The organism is Mycobacterium toneyamaense, from assembly GCF_055384815.1.
Genome location: NZ_AP040333.1, coordinates 5885375 through 5905380, shown reverse-complemented (window position 1 = coordinate 5905380; position 20006 = coordinate 5885375). Strand labels below are relative to the sequence as shown.

Below are 20006 nucleotides of genomic sequence, written 5' to 3'. Positions count from 1 at the left end.
AGGCAGGCGGTTCCATACTCGAAGGACACTACGAGGAGGAGACCGCAATGCCGGTGATGTCCAGGGTCGAGCGGGCCTTCTGCTGCGGCGCCATGTGGAGAACCACCACCCGTGCCGTCCTCGACATCCTGCCCACCGACCAGCTGGGAGAACGGTTGCTCGAGATCGGTTCCGGGAGTGGGGCAATCGCGGAAGGGCTGTCGTCGGCGCGTCCCGGGTTGTCGATCACCGCGACCGACCTGGACCCGGTGATGGTCGACGCCGCGGCGCGGAGGCTGGAGGACAACCCGGACGTCACCGTGCAGAGCGCCGATGCGACCCGCCTGCCGTTCGACGACGGCGCGTTCGATTCGGTGGTCAGCTGCCTGGTGCTGCACCACGTCATCGAATGGGAGGCCGCGGTCGCGGAGATCGCCCGGGTGCTCAAGCCCGGAGGCGTGTTCGTCGGTTACGACCTGACGCGGACACCGGTGGCCACGGCGGTGCACCGGGTGGACCGGTCGCCGTTCCGGCTGGTGAACCCCGATGAACTGGCGGCCGAAGGACGGCGCCACGGGCTGCGTATCGATACGAGTACCAAGGTGTTTGGGCATGTGATGCAGTTCAGTGCCGCGAAGACCTGACACTGAGTAGGTTGGTCTGCAGTCGGCAGGGGAGGGACGCATGCGGGGTCTGGTGAGCTGTGGAGCGGTGGTCGCGGTGGCGGTGCTGGCCGCGGGCTGTGGTGGCGGGTCGACGCAGTCCAGCCCCGCCACGTCAGCCACCAAGCCGGCGACCTCGACGGCACCACCTCCGCCGGCGATCGTCGCCCCTGCGCAGTTGAAGCCCGGAAAGTACCCGACCAAGGCCCATGAGCCCTACGGCACCGCGGGTGCGCCCGAGGCCGGCGCGAGGTTGGAGGCGCAACAGCTGGCCGGCTACGTGGTGGGGCCCTGGCAGGTCGACAGCACACTCACCGAGCCTTATCTGTCAACATATTTCGTCATCGACGAGCCGGGCTTGCTGGCTCAGTTCGGCCCAGAGAGCATCGCGACCGCGGCCGGCAGGCACAAGTTCATCGATGGGTTCGTCTCGGCGCGTGAGTCTGCGACCAAGACCGTGCTGATCAACGGCGTGCTGCGCTTTGCCTCGCCCGCGGACGCCGGCGCCGCGGCCGGCGAGATGAACGCGGCTGCGCTTCAGCTCAACATCCGCGGCGCGGTGCCGAAAACCGTTGCCATTCCAGATCATCCGGATGCGCTGGCTTCGACGTACGACGTCGATGCCCGCGGCACGAAGTTGACCACCGTGCGGTCCTTCATCGCGCACGGTCCCTATGTCCTGACGCAATTGGCACAGTCAACGGCCGGTCTTGATCCGGCCATCGCGTTGGTGACCAAGGCGATCGGCGCGCAGGCCGCCGCGATCGAGCCGTTCAAACCCGCGGCGGAACTGCCGGCCGTGCCGATCGATCCGACGGGTCTGCTGGCCTTGACGCTGCAGACCGACGCGCCGCGCAATTCACAGAACGCGGTCTACTCCGGCACCGGGGCCCTGCACTTCCAGAGCAACCCGGTCACCTCGAGCAGGGTGTTCCAGGACAACGGCGTGACGGCGTTCGCCCGTGGAAAGACCAGCGTGTATCGCGCCAAGGACCCGGCGTCTGCGGTCAACGTGGCGAACACCTTCGGCAAGGAGGTGTCGGTTGACGGCACCGAGACCGCCGATCCGGTGCCGGCCCTGACGCTGAGCCGCTGCATCCTGTTGGCCAACCCGAAGCAGTTCTACTGTGTCGCGCCGGCGGGTGACTATGCCATCGAGGCACGTGGCCCCGAGTTGAAGGACGTGCACGAACAGGTTGCCGCGCAATACATCCTGTTGACGGCTAAGCCTTAGCGGAGCCGTTCAACGAGAGGCCCGTGGCCGACTGCAGCAGGCAGATGACAGTGCTGGGCAGCGGCGTGTGTCCGGTGCGGTCCATGTTCGAGTCGATCAGGTAGGTCGAGGTGTACCGGCTGTCTTGACCGGCGTACGCCGTCAGGCCCGCTGTGCACCGCTGATCGGCGACACCGGCGATGGCGTCGTTGACCGCGACATTGGCGCGCAGGAACACCTCGGCGATGTGCGGGGCGGCACAGTCCACCAGCGTCACTTCGACGACGCTGGGGTCGGTGGGCGGCGGTGTGCTCAGGCAGTCGCCGACCTGCAGGTCGACCCACTTGGCCTGGCGCGCATTCGGTTTCATCGGCACGATCGGGACCGGCGAAGGGAGCTGGGCTGTCGTGGTCGTGGGCGGCGATGCGCTCGAAGTGCTCGACGACGGCGCCGCTGACGTGTTCGAACCGCAGGCCGCGAGCAGCGACATTGCCGCAACCTGCCACACGAGCCGATGTGGACGAACGGTCATGGCCGTCATGGTAGTGCTTGTCGGGCGGTGTTCGGGCCTGGACGGTTACCATCGCCATACCAGCGACCCCAGGGAGGCCGGGATGCCCGAATACACCGTCGGTGACTACCTACTGGACCGGCTCGCCGAACTGAACGTCACCGAGATTTTCGGTGTGCCAGGCGATTTCAACCTGGAGCTGCTCGACCATGTGATCGCCCACCGGGATATCCGGTGGGTCGGCAGCGCCAACGAACTCAACGCCGGGTACGCCGCCGACGGCTACGGCAGGCTGCGCGGCATGGCGGCGCTCATCACCACATTCGGTGTCGGTGAGCTATCGGCGGCCAATGCGATCGCGGGCAGTTACGCCGAGCATGTCCCGGTGGTGCACATCGTCGGCACGCCGTCGATTGACGTGCAAGGCTCCCGCCGGGTGATCCACCACTCGCTCGGCGACGGCGACTTCGATCACTTTCTGCGCATTGCCCGCGAAATCACCTGCGCACAAGCCAAACTCATGCCGGCCACGGCCACGCGCGAGATCGACCGGGTGCTGTCCGAGGTGCACGAGCGCAAGCTGCCCGGTTACCTGATGCTGGCCACCGACGTCGCCCGGTTCCCCGTCGAACCACCGACCGGGCCCTTGCCGCGGTACATCAGCGGCACGAGCCCGCGGGCGCTCTCGCTGTTCACCGTGGCCGCCGCCCGTCTCATCGGCGAGCATCAGCTGACGGTGCTGGCCGACCTGCTGGTGCACCGACTGGAAGCCGTCCCGCAGCTCGAGGCACTGCTGGCGGCCGACGTCGTGCCGCACGCCACGCTGATGTGGGGCAAGAGCCTGGTCGACGAATCCGCGCCGGAGTTCCTCGGCATCTACGCCGGCACCTCCAGTCAGGAGTCGGTTCGGCGGGCCATCGAAGACGCCCCGGTGCTCCTCACCGCCGGCGTGCAGTTCACCGACATGGTGAGCGCATCGTTCACGCAGCAGATCGATCCCGCGCGGACCATCGACATCGGGCCCAACCAGAGCACCGTGGCCGGGGAAGTTTTTGCGCCACTGGACATGTCGGCCGCGCTCGAGGCGATCACCGGCATCCTGAAGTCCCGGCCCACCAGGTCGCCCGCCGTACCGCAGCCGGTGCCCGACGCGCCCGACGCGGTGCTCGAACCGGATCAGCCGCTCACCCAGAAGGCCCTGTGGGACAAGGTCTGTGGTGCTCTTACGCCGGGCAATGTGGTGCTGGCCGAGCAGGGCACGTCGTACTACGGCATGGCCCGGCACCGGCTGCCCAGCGGTGTGGCGTTCATCGGCCAGCCGTTGTGGGCGTCCATCGGCTATACGCTGCCGGCCGCACTCGGTGCGGGTCTGGCGGAGCCGGACCGTCGTCCGGTGTTGCTCATCGGCGACGGCGCCGCGCAGCTGACGATCCAGGAACTCGGCCAGTTCGGCCGCGAGGGCGTTCCCGCCGTGGTGATCCTGGTGAACAACGACGGCTACACCGTCGAACGCGCGATCCACGGCCCCACCGCGCCGTACAACGACATCGTGGGCTGGCAGTGGCGCGACATCCCGGCTGCCCTGGGTATCCGGAACCCGTTGTCGCACAGGGCGACAACCTGCGGCGAATTGGACGCGGCACTGGCCGACGCGGCTGCCCACCCAGATGATCTGGTCTTCATCGAAGCCGTGGTGACCGAATTGGACGTGCCGCCGCTACTGGAGGAGCTCGCCGCGGCCATCGCGAAGGCCAACAAGGCGGCCGGTAACTGAAGCGCGGGTTGTCGCGTTACCGCGGACGCGCCTTGTCCGGACCCAGATAGGCGTCGGCCCAGGCGCCGATGATCCGTCCCGCACGCTTGGCCTGTCCCGGCCCGGTGAGCAGGTGTTCGGTGCCCTCCAGCGAGACGAAGCTGCGCGGGTGGCGGGCCGTCCGGAAAATCTCACTCGCGTTCTCGATGCCCACGGTGTTGTCGGTGGGGGAGTGCAGGATCAACAGCGGCAGGTGCAGGTCCTTGATCTTGGCGTGCAGCTTGGCCGCGCGGACGTCCTCCACGAAGTCGCGCTTGAGGGTCAGTTCGCGGCCGCCGACCATCCACTGCGCACTGCCGTTGGCGAGCACGCAGTCGAGGATGTCGTCGTACTGCTTCTCGACGTGCGACGGGTCGATGGGCGCAGCGACCGTCGCCACCGCGCGCACCCCGGGCGCCTGCCGCGCCGCGGCGAGTACCGACGCCCCGCCGAACGAGTGGCCCACCAACAGAGCCGACGGCGTGCCGCGGTCGGACATGAACTTGCACGCTTCGATGACGTCGTTGGTCTTGTGGGTGAAGGACCCGTCGCCCCAGTGGCCGTCCGAATCGCCCAGCCCGATGGCGTCGAAGCGGAGCATCCCGATGCCATCGGAGGCCAGTTGCTTGCAGATGCGCGCCGCGGCAGGGGAGTCCTTGCCGAGTGTGAAGCCATGTGAGAAGACGCCCCAGCCGCGCGGGGTGCCCTCGGGGAGGTCGATGATCCCGGCGAGCATGGGGCCGGTGGAACTCTGGAACTTGACGCGTTCAGCCACGGGACGGGTTTACCACGGCTGGCAAGCCGGACGTGGCCGCTTCTTTGCTGGAGGCCATCGGTAGGGTGGAGGTTTCACGGGAAACACGACCTGCGGGTCGTAGCGGTCAGTGACGCCTGCGCCCCGTATGTAGTCCTGAGATCCGGAGCAGAGTCGTGACCCTGAACACCATCGCCTTCGAACTGGTCCCGCCCAATATTGAGCGCGGCCCCCAGTTTGCGGTCGACGAGGCGCACAAGGTGCTGCTCAACGCCGCGGCCGTCGGCCTCGAGGGCCGCATCCGGCACGTGATGATCCCCGGGATGATCGAGGAAGACGGCGACCGGCCCGTCGAGATGAAGCCGAAGATGGACGTCCTCGACTTCTGGCAGCTGATGAAGCCCGAGCTGCCCGGGATCCGCGGGCTGTGCACGCAGGTGACGTCGTTCCTCGACGAGGACGCGCTCTCGAAGCGGCTGGCGGTGCTGCAGGACGCGGACTTCGACGGCATCGCTTTCGTCGGCGTCCCGCGCACCATGAGCGACGGCGAGGGCGCCGGCGTGGCGCCGACCGACGCGTTGACGATCTACCGCGACCAGGTGCCGAATCGCGGCGTCATCCTGATCCCGACGCGCGACGGCGAGCAGGGCCGCTTCAACTTCAAGATCAACCAGGGCGCCACCTACGGCATGACCCAGTTGCTGTACTCGGACACGATCGTGGGCTTCCTCAAGGAGTTCGCTGCCACCACCGAGCACCGCCCCGAAATTCTGCTGTCGTTCGGGTTCGTCCCGAAGATGGAGTCGAAGGTCGGACTGATCAACTGGCTGATCCAGGATCCGGGCAACCCTCTGGTCGCCGCCGAGCAGGACTTCGTTTCCCGGCTGGCCGGCGAGGAGCCCGCGGCCAAACGCGCGCTGATGCTCGACCTGTACAAGCGCGTCATCGATGGCGTCGGCGAGCTCGGCTTCCCGATCAGCATCCACTTGGAAGCCGCCTACGGCGTCTCCAAGCCGGCGTTCGAGACGTTCGCCGAGATGCTGGAGTACTGGGCGCCCGATAAGGGCTAGCCTCTCGCGCCGATACGGCGTTGTGACGGAGCCTATTTCGAGGCTCCGGACATTCCCCCGAACAACCGCCCAGCGTCGGCGGGTGTCAGTCCGCCGGGCATGGTCGGCATGCGGACGTCGGCGCGGCGGGCGGTGTCGCCCGGACCGTCGGTGGAGTCCGACGTTTTACGAATCTGATTCGCGGCGGCGTTGTCGGCCCCTCCGGTGTACTGCTGCGCGCTGATGGAAACCGCCGGTTGAGACCGGGGGATAGCGCCGGGCGCCGTGCGTCCGGCGGGTGTCATCGGAGTGGTCGACGTGCGGCCGGCATTGGTCTGCGCGCTGACTGAACTGGTCGGCTCGGGGCGGTCGATCACCGGGCCGGGATGCGGGCCTTTCGCCGCCGCGGGCGCGGCCAGCGCGATGGACAGCGCCGACAGTCCGACGGCGGTCCCTGTCATGAGGCGCAAGATGGAACGACGGAGCTCGGTGCCGGTGTGGTGGGTGGTGTTCATGGCGCCGCCTTTCTAGATACTTGCTCGAACAAGTATCTTCCGACGGCTATTCCAACTGGGGTTTCCTTGTCATCTAGCCGAAGTAAGATGGTTAGACAACCAATGAGTTTCTGGGGGTGTCGATGGCGACGGACGGCGATGAAGACCGGGAGACGTGCGAGGCGATGGCATTGCCGACGGCGGCCCGCAGCGGTCCCGTCAGTCATGCGGTCTTTCAACTCACCCGGCTGACGCGAACGATCATCGCGACGCTGCTGCGTCCCCTCGGCCTGTACCCGGGCCAGGAGCTGGTGATGATGTACCTGTGGGACCGCGGCCCGCTCCGCCAGACCGACCTGGTTCGGCTCACCAGCTCCGATGCGCCGACGATGACCCGCATGATCCAACGGCTGGAGCATGCCGGATTCGTGCGCCGTTTCCCGAGCCCCGAGGACAAGCGCGCGCACCTGGTCGAGGCGACGCCCGCGAGCCGGGGATTGCGGGATCAGATCGAGGGGGTGTGGCGCGACATCGAAGAGTTGACCGTCGGCGGTCTGAGCGAAGCGGAACGGGCCACCGTGCTGCGCGTCGTCCAGGGTCTGGAGCATCGGCTGGCCGGCGCGGTGATGGGCTCGGCCGGCAGCGGTCCGCTCACCCCGTGATGTCGCGGTAGCTTCCTGGCGGCCACATAGGACCGACCGCGGACCCCCTATCCTGGGACTGGTGTCCGGCCAACAGCAGCGCGAACTGCGTGATCGTCTGGATGGTCTGACCATCCGTGACGCCGCGCGCCTGGAGCGTCGGCTGAAGAATCTGCGGGGCGACAACCCGGACAAGATCGCCGAACAGATCGCGGCCGCGGAGGGCGTGATCGCGAGTCGGCTGGCCGCGGTACCGACCATCACGTATCCCGATCTGCCGGTCACCGATCGTCGAGATGAGATCGCCAAGGCCATCACCGAGAACCAGGTGGTGATCGTGGCCGGCGAGACCGGCTCGGGCAAGACGACGCAGCTGCCCAAGATCTGCCTGGAGCTCGGCCGCGGTATCCGCGGCACCATCGGCCACACCCAGCCGCGCCGGCTGGCCGCGCGCACCGTGGCGCAGCGCATCGCCGACGAAACCGGCACCGCACTGGGTGGGGCGATCGGTTACACGGTCCGGTTCACCGACCAGGCGAGCGACTCGACCCTCGTCAAACTGATGACCGACGGCATTCTGCTCGCCGAGATTCAGAGGGACCGGCGGCTGCTGCGGTACGACACGCTGATCCTCGACGAGGCCCACGAACGCAGCCTCAACATCGACTTCCTGCTCGGGTATCTGCGCGAGTTGCTGCCGCGTCGCCCGGACCTGAAGGTCATCGTGACGTCGGCAACCATCGAGCCGGAGCGGTTCGCAAAGCACTTCTATGACGCCCCGATCGTCGAGGTGTCGGGCCGCACGTACCCGGTCGAAATCCGGTACCGGCCACTGGAAGTCCCCGTCGCGGTGGACGACAGCGACGACCCGGACGACCCGGACCACGAGATCGTCCGCACCGAGCCGCGCGACCAGACCGAGGCCATTGTCGACGCGGTGCGCGAACTGGAATCCGAACCGGCGGGCGATGTGCTCGTCTTCCTGTCCGGTGAACGCGAAATCCGCGACACCGCAGAGGCGTTGCGCGACGCGCTGTCCGGCGACACCTTCCCGACCGAGATCCTGCCGCTGTACGCCCGGCTGCCGACCGCGGACCAGCAGAAGGTCTTCAACGCGAAGCCGGGCGGCCCGCGCCGGATCGTGTTGGCCACCAACGTCGCCGAGACGTCGCTGACCGTGCCGGGTATCCGGTACGTCGTCGACCCGGGTACGGCGCGCATCTCGCGGTACAGCCGGCGCACGAAGGTGCAGCGGCTGCCGATCGAGCCGATCTCGCAGGCGTCGGCGGCGCAGCGGTCCGGCCGGTCGGGACGTACCGCGCCCGGTGTCTGCATCCGGTTGTACTCGGAAGAGGACTTCGCGAGCCGGCCGCGCTACACCGACCCGGAGATTCTGCGCACCAACCTGGGCGCGGTCATCCTGCAGATGGCGGCGCTGGGGCTCGGCGATATCGAGGCATTCCCGTTCCTGGACCCGCCGGATGCGCGCAGCATCCGCGACGGCATCCAATTGCTCCAGGAGCTTGGCGCTTTCGACACGAAGGGCGCCATCACCGACGTCGGTCGCCGGCTGGCCCGGCTGCCGCTGGACCCACGCGTCGGCCGCATGATCCTCCAGGCCGACACCGAAGGCTGTGTGCGCGAGGTGCTGATCCTCGCCGCCGCGCTGTCGATCCCTGATCCACGGGAACGACCGTCCGACCGGGAAGAAGCCGCGCGGCAGAAGCATGCCCGGTTCGCCGACGAACATTCGGACTTCATCTCCTATCTGAACCTGTGGAACTACCTGCGCGAGCAGCGGAATCAGTTGTCCGGCAGTGCGTTCCGCCGAATGTGCCGCGACGAGTTCCTGCACTACCTGCGGATTCGCGAATGGCAGGACCTGGTCGGCCAGTTGCGCAGCATCGCCGGTGATCTCGGCATCCGGGAGTCGGGGGACGATGCCGACCCGCTGCGTATCCACACCGCGTTGACCGCCGGGCTGCTGTCGCACGTCGGCCTGCGGGAAGGTGAGACTCGCGAGTACCAGGGCGCCCGCAACTCGCGGTTCGTGTTGGCCCCGGGCTCGGTGCTGACGAAGAAGCCGCCGCGGTGGATCGTCGTCGCGGATCTGGTGGAGACGAGCCGGCTGTTCGGTCGTATCGCGGCGCGTATCGAACCGGAGACCGTCGAACGGGTCGCCGGGGATCTGTTGCAGCGCACCTTCAGTGAGCCGCATTGGGATGCCCGCCGCGGCGCCGTCATGGCGTTCGAACGGGTGACCCTCTACGGCCTGCCGCTGGTGCCGCGTCGTCGGGTCGGGTACGCGCAGGTGGATCCGGTGGTCGCGCGCGAGCTGTTCATCCGGCATGCGCTGGTCGAAGGCGACTGGCAGACCCGGCACCACTTCTTCCGCGACAACACGCGCCTGCGGACCGAGCTGGAGGAGTTGGAGGAGCGCGCCCGACGCCGGGATCTGCTGGCCGGTGATGACGAGGTCTACGCCTTCTACGACCAGCGGGTGCCCGAAAGTGCGGTGTCGGCGCGGCATTTCGATGCCTGGTGGAAGAAACAGCGGCATGTGACGCCGGACCTGCTGACCATGACGCGCGACGACCTGCTGCGCACCGACACGGATGCCGACCAGCCCGACACCTGGCAGACCGGCGACCTGTCGCTGCCGCTGAGCTACCGGTTCGAGCCCGGCGCCGCCGATGACGGTGTGACGGTTCATGTTCCGGTCGAGGTGCTGGCCCGGCTCGGCGGCGACGGTTTCGCGTGGCAGGTTCCCGCGCTGCGGGAAGAGTTGGTCACGGCGCTGATCAAATCGCTGCCCAAGGACCTGCGGCGCAACTTCGTGCCCGCGCCCGATACGGCGCGGGCGGTGTTGCCGGACCTCAATCCGGGAGACGGCTCGCTGCTGGAGGAGCTACAGCGCGAATTGCGCCGGCGCAGTGGCATTTTGGTGCCGATCGACGCCTTCGACCTGAGCAAGATTCCCGACCACCTGCGGGTCACCTTCGCGGTCGAGAAAGACGGCACCGAGGTGGCGCGTGGCAAGGACCTGGGTGCGCTGCACGACAAGCTCGCCGGGTCGGTGCGCCAGGCGGTCGCCGGCGCCGTCGCGGGCGATCTGCAACGGACCGGCCTCAAGGCGTGGCCGGACGACCTCGCTGAGCTGCCCCGCACCGTGGAGAGCTCGGCCGGTGGCCACACCGTGCGTGGTTTCCCGGCATTCGTGGATACCGGTGCGGCAGTGGACATCCGGGTCTTTCCGACGGCGGCCGAGCAGGCCGCGGCCATGGGGCCGGGACTGCGACGGCTGCTGCGGCTCGCCGCACCGTCACCGGTCAAGGCTGCCGAGCGCGGCCTCAATCCCCGCGCGCGTCTGTCACTGTCGAGCAATCCCGACGGCAGCCTGGCTGCGCTGCTCGAAGACTGCGCCGACGCCGCGGTGCGGGTGTTGGCGCCCAAGCCGGTGTGGACCGCGGCGGACTTCACGGCGCTGCGCGATGCCGTCGCAGCCAAGCTGGTCCCGACGACGCTCGACGTCGTCGGCCGCGTCGAGCGCGTGTTGACCGCCGCGCACGCGGCGCAGGTTGCGTTGCCCGACAAGCCGTCCGCGCTCCAGGCCGATGCCGTCGCCGACATCCGCGCCCAATTGGCCCGGCTGCTGCCGGTCGGATTCGTCGCGGCGACGGGAGTCACCCACCTGGCCGATCTCACCCGGTACCTGACGGCGGTGGGGCGGCGCTTGGAGCGCCTACCGCAAGCGCCGGCGGCAGACCGGGAACGCATGGACCGCGTACACGCCGTCGAAGACGCGTACGACGAACTGCGGCAGGCGCTTTCGCCCCTGCGCTGCCAAGGCGAAGACGTCCGCGACATCGCCCGGCAGATCGAGGAGCTCCGCGTCAGCCTGTGGGCCCAGCAGCTGGGCACCCCGCGACCGGTCAGCGAGCAGCGGATCTACCGGGCCATCGACGCCGTCGTCCCGTGATTTTGTGCACGATTTTCCGCGGCCGGCGCGGTGTGGTGTCTCGGGACATCGCTGACACTTATGTCTCGGGACATCGCTGACAGTCAGTGTGCGGGTTTGGGTGCGCGGGTGCGGTAGGTTCGCGTGGTTTTGTCGCCGGGCTGGTAGCGGCGGGTTGGGTCGGCGGTGAGTTCGCGGATCAAGGTGGTGCCGCTGAAGATGGCGATGTGGTCGCCGTCGCGGATGCAGTCGCAGTGGTGCCCAGCCCAGTACCGGCCGACGTTGATGACGTAGGGCGGCACGAACACCCGACCTGTGGTGTCGTTGACGGTGCCGGTGGTGACGAACACCGGGGCCGGCAAGGGCCGGTCGGCGGGGCGGGCGCGTTCGGTGGCGGCGAAAGCCTCTGCGGGAGTGGCTCCGCCGAGTGCTCGGTGTGGTCGTTGGTGGTTGTAGAAGTGTCGGAACGCCTCGAGCAGATCGTTGAGATCAGCGACCGTGTCCGGGGTGGGGTGCGCGTGGAGCCACTTTTTGAGGGTCTGCCAGAACCGCTCGATCTTGCCGCAGGTCTGCGGGTGATAGGGGGCGGAGTTGATCGTTTTGACTCCCAGGGCGCGTAGGTTGGCCTCGAACGTCGTTTCAAACCCGAGCCGCCGCCCGGTGTACATCAGTCCGTTGTCCGACAACGACATTGACGGAATCCCACACTCACCGATACCGGCCAGCACCACCGACCACACCAACTCACCGGTGCCGGGCCCGGCCGCGGCGGCCAACCCGACCAGGTAGCGGGAATGATCATCAAGGCTGCCCGCGATGGCCACTGCGGTGCCGTCGGTCAGTGCCCATTCGGTCCAGTCTGATTGCCAGCAGTCGTTCGGGCGATCAAAGACAAACCGTTTGGTCGCTGACTTGGGGCGTTTACGCGGCTGCGGGGTGATCGCACCATGGCGCGTCAGGATCCGCCAGATCGTAGCCGGTGCAGGCACATCAGCATGGCCCTCACGCTGCAGGGTCCAGTGGATGGAGTGCGCGCCGTGATCCCCGGCCGGCCTCCAACAGTTCTTTGCGGCGGCGCAGCACCAGCTCCTCGACCGCGGCCGCGGTCTGTCCGGGACACGACACCGGCCGACGTGACCGCTGTTCGAGTCCGGCCAGCCCCAGCTGCCCGAACCGTTTTCGCCACTTGTAGAACGTCTGCCGACTGATCTGCTGATCCCGGCAGAACGCCGCCACATTCTCGACCTGCCCGGCCAACGCCGTCGCGGCACGAATATCCATCGCCGTCACCTTCTGGGCCATGAACCACGATGGGTCCACAACCTCACTCAGGTGTCAGCGATGTCCCGAGACATCCATGTGTCAGCGATGTCCTGAAACAGAACACCGCGGCCGGCGCGGAAAATCGTGCACAAATCCCTCAGGAAGGTGACGTGGGGGCGTCGGCGATCTTGACCAGCTGGACTTCGGGGCGGTCCGGCACCTGATCGGTCAGGAACCAGCGGAACGCCAGGTTGCCCTGCGGATAGTCCAGCGTCGTCAGCGAATTCGGGTGTGCAGTGGTGCCGCGCGACAGGACGACCGTCACCGTGCCGTCGGAGTTGGGCACCGCGCTGTAGCCGTTCAGGGAGCTGCGGGCGTCACTGGCGCCGGGGGTGGCCATGAACTGGTTCCACACCACCAGGTTCCAGAACCGGCAGGCCGGCGGACGGTGGGTGATGACGAGCGCTTCGTCCTCCGCGAGCACGAAGCTGCCGTACGAGTAGCAGGCGTCGCGCGCCGACCAGCCGAAGTTGGCGTCCGGTACCTGGTAGGGCGCGGCGAATTCATTGGCGCGATGGGCGGTTTCGTGTCCGAGGCTGGCTTCGTCGACGGCCCGCGTGCCCACCGGCATCGGCATGATGGCGAACAGCGTGCGGATCCAGGTGGCGCTGGACCGCAGCGCGGCGGCTGTCGCGGCGTCGCTGTGGCGGAACGGCTCCGGAGGATCGAGTGCCTCGATGTTCCAGGTGACCGGACGTCCCGTTGCCGGGTCGGCCTGGTAGTCGCGGGTGAGGAAGACGGCTGCGTCGGGCAGGGGGCCGAGCTCGAACGAGAAGTTGCCGTCGGCGTCGAATTCGATGTCGGTGTCACGGATTATCGCGACGACGCGGTTGGACCAGGCACCGGGCGAGGGCTCGTTGTACGCAGTCAGCGAGAGATAGACGCTGTCGCCCTTGTTGCCGAAGATCCGGTATTTGCGCTCCGGGTCCACCGGGCACATGTGGTAGTAGGCGTCGGTGTTGTCGCCGCCCCAGCGGCGGTCATGCCGGGTGGGGGTGTTGACGGCGACGAACTGCGGCCGCCCCGGCTCGGGGAACAGGTAGCAGTCGAGGGCGACGCCGAGTCCGGTCGCGAGCATGCGGTAACCGTCGGCGATCTGGCGGTCGTCGGTCACGGCGCGCGGACCCTCGAGAAAAGAGGTGTCGAGCTCGCGAAGGGTGTCGAGGAGTTCCCGCCATGCGGCAGCGGATTCGGTCATGCGCCAATACCTTTCAGGATCAGTGTGGTGTTGCGGTCTATCCAGTCGTCATCGGGGGCGGCGCTGCGGGTGAGGGCGGCGAGCAGGGCGATACCCGTGATGACCTCGGTCAGGTCGGTGGCGGTCACGTCGGCGCGGAGTTCACCGCGGGTGGCGGCGGCATCGAGGCGGGCATGCAGTCCGGGTCCGAGTACGTCGGCGAACCGGTCCAGCAGGGCGCTGTGCAGGGTGGCGTCGGCGGTCATCTCGCCGAGCAGTCCCGGGAGCGCGGCGCGGGCCGCGGGAGTGCTGAGGACCGCCACGGTGTCGCGGACCATCGCCCGTACATCGCCCGCGAGGGAGCCGGTATCCGGCAGGTCAGCGGCGATGCCTTCAGGGAATGCCGCCTCGTGGACGAGGTGGGCCTTGCTGGGCCAGCGCCGGTAGATCGCTGGCTTGCTGGTGCCGGCCTGCTTGGCGATGGCGTCCACCGACAGCGCGGCATAGCCGACTTCGCCGAGGAGTTTCACGGTCGCGTCCAGCACGGCGTCGTCGATGCGCCGATCACGAGGTCTACCAAGTTCTTTCGCCATTACGGAACTCATAGTAACATAATTGGTGTGACTGACACCACAGACGTTGTCCGGCTCGATGACCTGGCCCATCCCACCTTCACGGCCGAGGCTCAACAGTTCCGCGACATGATGACGATGATGGCGGCGGACTGTCCGCTCGATGCGGACGCACTGCACGCCAAGGCGAGCGCCGACACCGGGCTCGACGACTTCGGCCCCACCGACTACCGCGAACGCCTCGAGGTGCTGCTGGGCGCGCTCCGGCAGATCGACGGTTTCAACGGCCCGGGCGTGGTCAACTTCTACGGCCAGCTGCTGCAGCTGTTGAAGAACCGGCTGCTGCTGACCGATCTGTTGAAGCGGCACCCTGAGATTCACGACATCGAACTGCTGCCCCCGGTGGTCATCGTCGGCCTGCCGCGTACCGGGACCACACACCTGCACAACCTGCTGGCGGCCGCCGGAACCTTCCGGACCCTGCCCTACTGGGAGTCGATGGAGCCCTTCCCGCTGGCGTCCGAAGCCGGTATCGAGCCGGACCCGCGGCGCACGCGGATGGACGTGGCGGTCAACGTGATGAACATCGTCATGCCGCATTTCCCGCTGATGCACGAGATGACCACCGACCACGTGCACGAGGAAATCCAGTTGCTGGCCAACGACTTTTCCACGATGTACTTCGAGACGCTGGCCGATGTTCCCGCGTGGCGTGACTACTACGAATCCCATGATCAGACGCCGCACTACCGGCACATGGTGACGCAGCTCAAAGCCCTGCAGTACCTGCGCGGCGGCCGGCGCTGGCTGCTCAAGTCGCCGCAGCATCTCGAGCAACTGCCGGTGCTGAACGCCGAATTACCCGGTGTGGTAGGTGTTTTCACGCACCGCGATCCCGTACCGGTGGTGCTGTCGATGATCGCGATGCTCACCTACTCGGCGCGCATGCACCGCAGCCCGGTTCCCGTCGAGCACATCGCTTCGTACTGGGTGCAGCGGCTGGAGCACATGCTTGCCGCGCTGATCCGAGACCGGGAGGTCATCGGCCGGGACCGCTCCATCGACATCCGGTTCGATGATTTCATGGCCGACGATCTCGGCACCGCCGCGAGCGTCTTTGCTCTTGCCGAGGAACAACTTTCGGATACCGAGCGCAACGCGATGGCAGACTACCTGGCCGGTCATCAACGCGGCCGGCTGGGCCGGGTCGAGACGTCGTGCGAGATGTTCGGTCTCGACCCCGACGACCTCAAGGCCCGCTTCGCGCCCTACACGCAGCGCTTCCTGGGCTAGCTTTCCGCCGCTAGGACTGCGCCATCGCCGCCGGGTCGGCCAATGGCACGACCAGGTGCGAAGCGTGGACGCCGCCTTGGGAAATTCGATACGTCCCGCGCGCCAGGGCCGTCCGCTGCGGGCGGGTCGGCACCAGATGAGGGAAGTCGTACGTCGTCAGCGTCAGCCGCAGTCGGTGGCCCGGGGCGAGGAGCGCCGCGGTGGGAAACACCTCGATGTCGTACCGGGTCAGCTCACCGGGCACGACGGGCTCGGCGGCCGCCTTGGTGCTGATGTGTTGCGGCCGTAGCACGGTGCCGTCGGGCAGGAGCCAGCTCGCCTCGGGGTCGAGGGCACGATGCGAACCGAGGAGCGCCCCCTGCGTCAGCGGCCGGCTGACGCCATCGGGGGAGACGTCGTCCAGATGCGCCACCCACAGGGTCTCGGTGCGGTCGGCGGTGGCGAAGATCGTGAGGCCGACCGGACCGGCGAGCAGTTGTTCGGTATCGAACGCTTCGCTGGTGTAGGTCAGCGCGTCGCGCTGCAGCCGGGAGTTGTCCTGGTCGTACCGGACACTGCGGCCAGTCTGCGACACCATGAAGCTGCCCATGCCGAGGCTCCACTGCTCCAGGCTGCGCCCGGAAACCGGTCCGCGAGAAAGGTATTGGAGCGTGGCGATCGACTCGTCGGCCGACGGGGTGGCATGCAGGCCGCCGCCGAGACCCAGGTAGAGCCGCGTCGGGGTGGCCTCCGGGAACGGATAGGCGTTGGTGCGGAACCATTTAGGGCTGCCGATGGCCTGGAAGCGCACCGGCGCACCGGTGACGGCCGCGGTGTCGTCGTCCTTGAGCCAGTGGTTGAACCAGCGCAGCTGCAAGGCCTGCAGATGCTGACCATCGAGATCCGAGACGTGATACCAAGGGCCGGCCATCAACTGGAACTTGTCGGAGACGGGCTGATCGGCGGTCATGGCGGCGCCGGCAGGACGCCCGGCGAAAGTGTTCTGCAGCGCCGCGTAGTTCAAGGGCGCGCCGCGCTGGAAGGCGTCATGCCAGCCGGCCACCAGAAACACCGCGACACCGTTCTCGACGATCTTCGGCACCACATCCGCGGGACGCATGGTGTCCCAGAACGTGCCGTCGAATGCGGTGTCACCGCCGGCGATCGCGTCTTTTATCAGGCTCTTGAAATAGCTGCGCTGGTCGCGACCGCGCTGGCGCACCGCGGAAATACCACCGGCCCTTGGCCTTTCATGCCCACCGCGATGCGCGAACTCCAGCGCCGGGTTGATGACGTTCAGCAGCGAGTAGGTGGCGCCGTAGGCCCGGACCGTGCGCATGTGCGGGACGCCGCCCATGGTGACGACGTCGCGGTAGAAATCGTTGGCGGCCATCGCCGGGAAGATCGCCTTCAGCGGCGAGCCGGGACCCACCGCGGCGGCCGTCATGAGCTGGTTGATGGCCAGGTACGAGATGCCGAACATGCCGACACGGCCGTTCGAATTGGGCAGGGCGGCAGCCCAATTGACCAGGTCGACGCCGTCCTGCACCTGTTCCGGTCCGAGCATCTCGAAGGAGCCGCCCGACACGCCGGTACCCCGCACGTCGGCCATCACCTCGATGTAGCCACGCCGGATCAGGTACGGCGTTGCGCCACCACCGATCTGGGCGGCCGGCGGGGGTGCCTTCTTGCCGTACGGCGTCATCGACAGCAGCACCGGGAAGGGGCCGGAAGCGGGCTCGCCCGTCGTCGGGTCGGTCGGATAGTGGATATCCACCCGCAGCGAGATGCCGTCGCTCATCGGCACCGCCACGTTGTGGTGCACTCCGACGCCGTACTGCGCCGGCGGGGCTTCCCAGGCCGGCAACAGTGGTGATGGGCTGGTCTTGCGGGTGCGCGTGGCGGCCCAACCGGCTATGGCCTTGATTCGGGCCCCCACACCCGCTGTCTCGACATTCGTCTCCACGCCTCGACCGTACGCCGAACCCGAAAGAAGTTATTGCTTCGTGACGGAACCGTGTCAGGGCGCTCGGGGGTGTTCCCAGTCTCGGTCCGTAGCATCCGATCAGTGACCAGTAGTCCGTGTGAAAGAGACGACGCAGGTAAGGGCGTCGGCTGCATCTCGCGCCGACGCATGCTGAGAATGGCTGCCGCGGCGCCGGTTCTGGTCGGTATGCCCGCCGTTGTGTCGTCACTCACCGCGCCCGTGGCCAAAGCCGCTGGTCTGGCCGGCGCAGTCGTGTTCCTCGACCCGGGGCACAACGGGGCCAATGACTCGTCGATCAGCAAGCAGGTGCCCACCGGCCGCGGCGGCACCAAGGACTGCCAGACCAGTGGCACGTCCACGACGGCGGGCTTCCCCGAACACTCGTTCACCTGGAACGTCGTGCTGCTGATGCAGCAGCAGCTGGCGAACGCCGGCGTACAGGTCCACCTGTCGCGCAACAACGACAACGCTCTCGGTCCGTGTGTCGACCAGCGCGCCGAGATGGCGAACGCCCTACGGCCGAACGCGGTCGTGTCCGTCCACGCCGACGGGGGCCCCGCTGGCGGCCACGGGTTCCACGTCAACTACTCGGCGCCGCCGCTGAACCAGGTGCAGGCCGGGCCGTCGGTGCGTTTCGCCCAGATCATGCGCGACAAGATGGTGGCCGCGGGGCTGACGCCGGCGACCTACATCGGCAGCAACGGTCTGTACGGCCGGGCCGACCTGACAGGCCTGAATCTCGCTCAGTACCCGTCGATCCTGGTCGAGTGCGGCAACATGAAGAACCCGCAGGAGGGCGCGGCGATGGCCACCATGCAGGGGTGGCAGACCTACGCCAACGCCATCTGCCAGGGCATCGCGGCGTTCATCCAGGCCAGCTAGAGCTCGGCCAGCGCAACCCCGGTGACACCAGGACCCAGCTGTGTCAGCTCGCGGTCGGTCCCGTCGGCGAGGTTCACGACGCGGATGCCGCCGGTGCGCAGCTCGCTCACGTAGTAGGTCGTGTCATCGGCGGTGGTCAGACCGATCGCCTCCTGATAGCCGCGGGACACGATGTCGTAGGTCCCGACCGTGGGCTGGACCCGGCCGCGGTTGAGCGTGTTGCCGTTCGGTTCGGCGCCGCGGTCGGTCCAGACCAGGTTTCCGGATGCGTCGAGATCGAGGTCGATGGGCTCGGGCAGGTCCTGCCACAGCAACTCGATGTCCGCACGGCCCGCGGCGGTGTGCCCCACCGGGATGTCGGTGCGGCAGCGGAAGATTCGGCCCTGGCCGGCGTCGGATGCGCCCTTCTGCGTCCAGTAGACCAACTGCTGCACCGGGTCGACGGCGATGCCCACGCAGTGGTGCCGCGGGTCTTGCGCATCCGGACCGCTACCCGCCACCACCAGCGTCTCCAGGCTCGAGCCGTCCAGCCGGCAGCGCAGCACCTGCATGCCTTCGCGGTCGCACCAGTAGAGCAACCTCGCGTCGAAGTCGGCCGTCAGCTGCTTACCCGTGGTGAACGCGCCCCGCGGCACGATGGTCCGCCGGTCAGAACCGTCCAGGTTCACACGCTCGAGCGACCCGTTACGGGTGAAGAACGTCCGGCCGGTTTCGGGGTCGGGCGTGCCCATGTTCGTCCAGTAGATGTGGCCCCGGGCCTGATCGACGACGATGCCGTCGGGCGTCTCGTCGACATCGGCGACCAGCGTCCGGACCCGTGAACCGTCGAGGGACACGGCCAGGATCGCCCGCTTGGCGATGTGCAGAACCAATAGTTCGGTCATGCCACGGATTATTCAGCGGGGTCGCTAGCGTTGTGTGACCGGAACATTCATTGGAGGCTGATTGTGCACATTGATCTGACCGGCAAAACCGCCCTGGTAACCGGTTCCACGCAGGGCATCGGGCTGGCCATCGCCGAAGGGCTGGCCGCCAGCGGGGCCCGCGTCGCGGTGAACGGACGCAGCGAAGAACGCGTCCAAGCGGCCGTCGCCGAACTCACCGGCAAGGGATTCGCCGACGTCATCGGCGTCGCCGCCGACGTCACGACCGAGGACGGCGTCGCCCAACTCGTCCAACAACTTCCGGATGTCGACATCCTGGTGAACAACCTCGGCATCTTCGGGTCGACGCCGGCGCAGGAGATCACCGACGACGAATGGCGGCGGTACTTCGAGGTGAACGTGCTGTCTGCTGTGCGGCTCATCCGCACCTACCTCCCGGGGATGACGGAGCGCGGGTGGGGCCGCGCGATCCAGATCGCCAGCGACTCGGCGATCGTCATCCCGGAAGAGATGATCCACTACGGCACGTCCAAGACCGCGCTGCTCGCGGTGACCCGCGGTTTCGCCAAGGATGCGGCGGGTACCGGCGTGACGGTGAACTCGGTGATCGCGGGCCCGACGCATACCGGTGGCGTCGAGGACTTCGTCTATCAGCTGGTCGACAAGAACCTGCCGTGGGACGAGGCGCAGCGCGAGTTCATGATCAAATTCCGTCCACAATCGTTGCTGCGCAGGCTGATTGAGCCCGAGGAGATCGCCAACATGGTCGTGTACCTCAGCTCGGAGCAGTCGTCGGCCACCACCGGCGCCGCGGTGCGCGCCGACGGCGGTTACGTCGACTCGATCCTGCCCTGAC

The 20006-nt window shown here is 67.6% G+C and carries 18 protein-coding genes; 9 read left to right on the top strand and 9 right to left on the bottom strand.

Annotation, left to right across the window (positions count from 1 at the left end):
* Positions 1–47 precede the first annotated feature (47 nt).
* Together ACZ5IQ_RS28450 and ACZ5IQ_RS28445 are read left to right on the top strand one after the other, a co-directional pair.
* On the top strand, positions 48–623 hold the full coding sequence (locus tag ACZ5IQ_RS28450; protein ID WP_135357397.1) for a class I SAM-dependent methyltransferase: 576 nt from the start codon (positions 48–50) through the stop codon (positions 621–623).
* A gap of 40 nt (positions 624–663) precedes the next feature.
* Positions 664–1875, top strand: a complete 1212-nt coding sequence (locus ACZ5IQ_RS28445) for a DUF7373 family lipoprotein (RefSeq protein WP_464480561.1) — start codon at positions 664–666, stop codon at positions 1873–1875.
* On the opposite strand, the gene ACZ5IQ_RS28440 is transcribed toward ACZ5IQ_RS28445, so the two are convergent.
* On the bottom strand, positions 1865–2386 hold the full coding sequence (locus ACZ5IQ_RS28440) for a septum formation family protein (RefSeq protein ID WP_244602357.1): 522 nt from the start codon (positions 2384–2386) through the stop codon (positions 1865–1867). The two genes, ACZ5IQ_RS28445 and ACZ5IQ_RS28440, sit on opposite strands and share 11 nt — an antisense overlap.
* An 82-nt stretch (positions 2387–2468) precedes the next feature.
* Here ACZ5IQ_RS28440 and ACZ5IQ_RS28435 point away from each other — a divergent pair, with 82 nt between their 5' ends.
* Positions 2469–4139: an alpha-keto acid decarboxylase family protein gene (locus ACZ5IQ_RS28435; RefSeq protein ID WP_464480560.1), complete on the top strand. Its 1671-nt coding sequence runs from the start codon at positions 2469–2471 to the stop codon at positions 4137–4139.
* Positions 4140–4155: 16 nt separating this feature from the next.
* Here the strand turns inward: ACZ5IQ_RS28435 and ACZ5IQ_RS28430 are convergent, their stop codons facing one another.
* Positions 4156–4932, bottom strand: a complete 777-nt coding sequence (locus tag ACZ5IQ_RS28430) for an alpha/beta hydrolase family protein (protein ID WP_061003773.1) — start codon at positions 4930–4932, stop codon at positions 4156–4158.
* A 155-nt stretch (positions 4933–5087) separates the two neighbouring features.
* Between ACZ5IQ_RS28430 and ACZ5IQ_RS28425 the strand changes: the two genes are divergently transcribed.
* Positions 5088–5981: a mycobacterial-type methylenetetrahydrofolate reductase gene (locus tag ACZ5IQ_RS28425; protein ID WP_406784068.1), complete on the top strand. Its 894-nt coding sequence runs from the start codon at positions 5088–5090 to the stop codon at positions 5979–5981.
* Positions 5982–6013: 32 nt separating this feature from the next.
* Here ACZ5IQ_RS28425 and ACZ5IQ_RS28420 read toward each other — a convergent pair whose 3' ends face one another.
* On the bottom strand, positions 6014–6475 hold the full coding sequence (locus ACZ5IQ_RS28420; RefSeq protein WP_464480559.1) for a hypothetical protein: 462 nt from the start codon (positions 6473–6475) through the stop codon (positions 6014–6016).
* A gap of 122 nt (positions 6476–6597) precedes the next feature.
* Between ACZ5IQ_RS28420 and ACZ5IQ_RS28415 the strand changes: the two genes are divergently transcribed.
* A complete protein-coding gene (locus tag ACZ5IQ_RS28415) occupies positions 6598–7116 on the top strand; it encodes a MarR family winged helix-turn-helix transcriptional regulator (protein ID WP_464480558.1) in 519 nt (172 codons plus the stop codon).
* 61 nt (positions 7117–7177) lie between these two features.
* Positions 7178–11074: an ATP-dependent RNA helicase HrpA gene (gene hrpA / locus ACZ5IQ_RS28410; RefSeq protein ID WP_406804814.1), complete on the top strand. Its 3897-nt coding sequence runs from the start codon at positions 7178–7180 to the stop codon at positions 11072–11074.
* A gap of 83 nt (positions 11075–11157) precedes the next feature.
* Here hrpA and ACZ5IQ_RS28405 read toward each other — a convergent pair whose 3' ends face one another.
* The 4 genes from ACZ5IQ_RS28405 to ACZ5IQ_RS28390 all read right to left on the bottom strand — a co-directional run bounded on the left by ACZ5IQ_RS28405 (position 11158) and on the right by ACZ5IQ_RS28390 (position 14146).
* The gene (locus ACZ5IQ_RS28405; RefSeq protein ID WP_464480557.1) at positions 11158–12042 is read right to left on the bottom strand and encodes an integrase core domain-containing protein; all 885 of its coding nucleotides are present in this window, start codon (positions 12040–12042) and stop codon (positions 11158–11160) included.
* 13 nt (positions 12043–12055) lie between these two features.
* Positions 12056–12334, bottom strand: a complete 279-nt coding sequence (gene tnpA / locus ACZ5IQ_RS28400) for an IS66 family insertion sequence element accessory protein TnpA (RefSeq protein WP_406774486.1) — start codon at positions 12332–12334, stop codon at positions 12056–12058.
* Positions 12335–12473: 139 nt separating this feature from the next.
* Positions 12474–13574 (bottom strand): DUF1214 domain-containing protein, encoded by a 1101-nt coding sequence (locus ACZ5IQ_RS28395; RefSeq protein WP_346415305.1) that lies wholly within the window; start codon positions 13572–13574, stop codon positions 12474–12476.
* Positions 13571–14146, bottom strand: coding sequence for a TetR/AcrR family transcriptional regulator (locus ACZ5IQ_RS28390; RefSeq protein ID WP_346415349.1), 576 nt, complete (start codon positions 14144–14146; stop codon positions 13571–13573). The genes ACZ5IQ_RS28395 and ACZ5IQ_RS28390 overlap by 4 nt, the downstream gene beginning before the upstream one ends.
* Before the next feature lie 108 nt (positions 14147–14254).
* On the opposite strand from ACZ5IQ_RS28390, the gene ACZ5IQ_RS28385 reads away from it, so the two are divergent.
* Positions 14255–15418 (top strand): sulfotransferase family protein, encoded by a 1164-nt coding sequence (locus ACZ5IQ_RS28385; RefSeq protein ID WP_346415348.1) that lies wholly within the window; start codon positions 14255–14257, stop codon positions 15416–15418.
* Between the two features lie 10 nt (positions 15419–15428).
* Here the strand turns inward: ACZ5IQ_RS28385 and ACZ5IQ_RS28380 are convergent, their stop codons facing one another.
* Entirely contained in the window at positions 15429–17198 is a 1770-nt protein-coding gene (locus ACZ5IQ_RS28380) for a CocE/NonD family hydrolase (protein ID WP_346415347.1), read from the bottom strand.
* 333 nt (positions 17199–17531) lie between these two features.
* Here ACZ5IQ_RS28380 and ACZ5IQ_RS28375 point away from each other — a divergent pair, with 333 nt between their 5' ends.
* A complete protein-coding gene (locus tag ACZ5IQ_RS28375; RefSeq protein WP_406774522.1) occupies positions 17532–18266 on the top strand; it encodes an Rv3717 family N-acetylmuramoyl-L-alanine amidase in 735 nt (244 codons plus the stop codon).
* On the opposite strand, the gene ACZ5IQ_RS28370 is transcribed toward ACZ5IQ_RS28375, so the two are convergent.
* Positions 18263–19150 (bottom strand): hypothetical protein, encoded by an 888-nt coding sequence (locus ACZ5IQ_RS28370; RefSeq protein WP_212807670.1) that lies wholly within the window; start codon positions 19148–19150, stop codon positions 18263–18265. The genes ACZ5IQ_RS28375 and ACZ5IQ_RS28370 overlap by 4 nt on opposite strands.
* 63 nt (positions 19151–19213) lie before the next feature.
* Here ACZ5IQ_RS28370 and ACZ5IQ_RS28365 point away from each other — a divergent pair, with 63 nt between their 5' ends.
* On the top strand, positions 19214–20005 hold the full coding sequence (locus ACZ5IQ_RS28365) for an SDR family NAD(P)-dependent oxidoreductase (RefSeq protein ID WP_212807669.1): 792 nt from the start codon (positions 19214–19216) through the stop codon (positions 20003–20005).
* Position 20006: the final 1 nt, after the last annotated feature.

Bases quoted from the DNA above. Each gene is read 5' to 3' on its own strand.
- ACZ5IQ_RS28450 (WP_135357397.1), top strand. From the start codon at position 48: ATGCCGGTGATGTCCAGGGTCGAGCGGGCCTTCTGCTGCGGCGCCATG.
- ACZ5IQ_RS28445 (WP_464480561.1), top strand. From the start codon at position 664: ATGCGGGGTCTGGTGAGCTGTGGAGCGGTGGTCGCGGTGGCGGTGCTG.
- ACZ5IQ_RS28440 (WP_244602357.1), bottom strand. From the start codon at position 2,386: ATGACCGTTCGTCCACATCGGCTCGTGTGGCAGGTTGCGGCAATGTCG.
- ACZ5IQ_RS28435 (WP_464480560.1), top strand. From the start codon at position 2,469: ATGCCCGAATACACCGTCGGTGACTACCTACTGGACCGGCTCGCCGAA.
- ACZ5IQ_RS28420 (WP_464480559.1), bottom strand. From the start codon at position 6,475: ATGAACACCACCCACCACACCGGCACCGAGCTCCGTCGTTCCATCTTG.
- ACZ5IQ_RS28415 (WP_464480558.1), top strand. From the start codon at position 6,598: ATGGCGACGGACGGCGATGAAGACCGGGAGACGTGCGAGGCGATGGCA.
- tnpA (WP_406774486.1), bottom strand. From the start codon at position 12,334: ATGGATATTCGTGCCGCGACGGCGTTGGCCGGGCAGGTCGAGAATGTG.
- ACZ5IQ_RS28395 (WP_346415305.1), bottom strand. From the start codon at position 13,574: ATGACCGAATCCGCTGCCGCATGGCGGGAACTCCTCGACACCCTTCGC.
- ACZ5IQ_RS28390 (WP_346415349.1), bottom strand. From the start codon at position 14,146: ATGGCGAAAGAACTTGGTAGACCTCGTGATCGGCGCATCGACGACGCC.
- ACZ5IQ_RS28385 (WP_346415348.1), top strand. From the start codon at position 14,255: ATGATGACGATGATGGCGGCGGACTGTCCGCTCGATGCGGACGCACTG.
- ACZ5IQ_RS28380 (WP_346415347.1), bottom strand. From the start codon at position 17,198: ATGAGCGACGGCATCTCGCTGCGGGTGGATATCCACTATCCGACCGAC.
- ACZ5IQ_RS28375 (WP_406774522.1), top strand. From the start codon at position 17,532: ATGCTGAGAATGGCTGCCGCGGCGCCGGTTCTGGTCGGTATGCCCGCC.
- ACZ5IQ_RS28370 (WP_212807670.1), bottom strand. From the start codon at position 19,150: ATGACCGAACTATTGGTTCTGCACATCGCCAAGCGGGCGATCCTGGCC.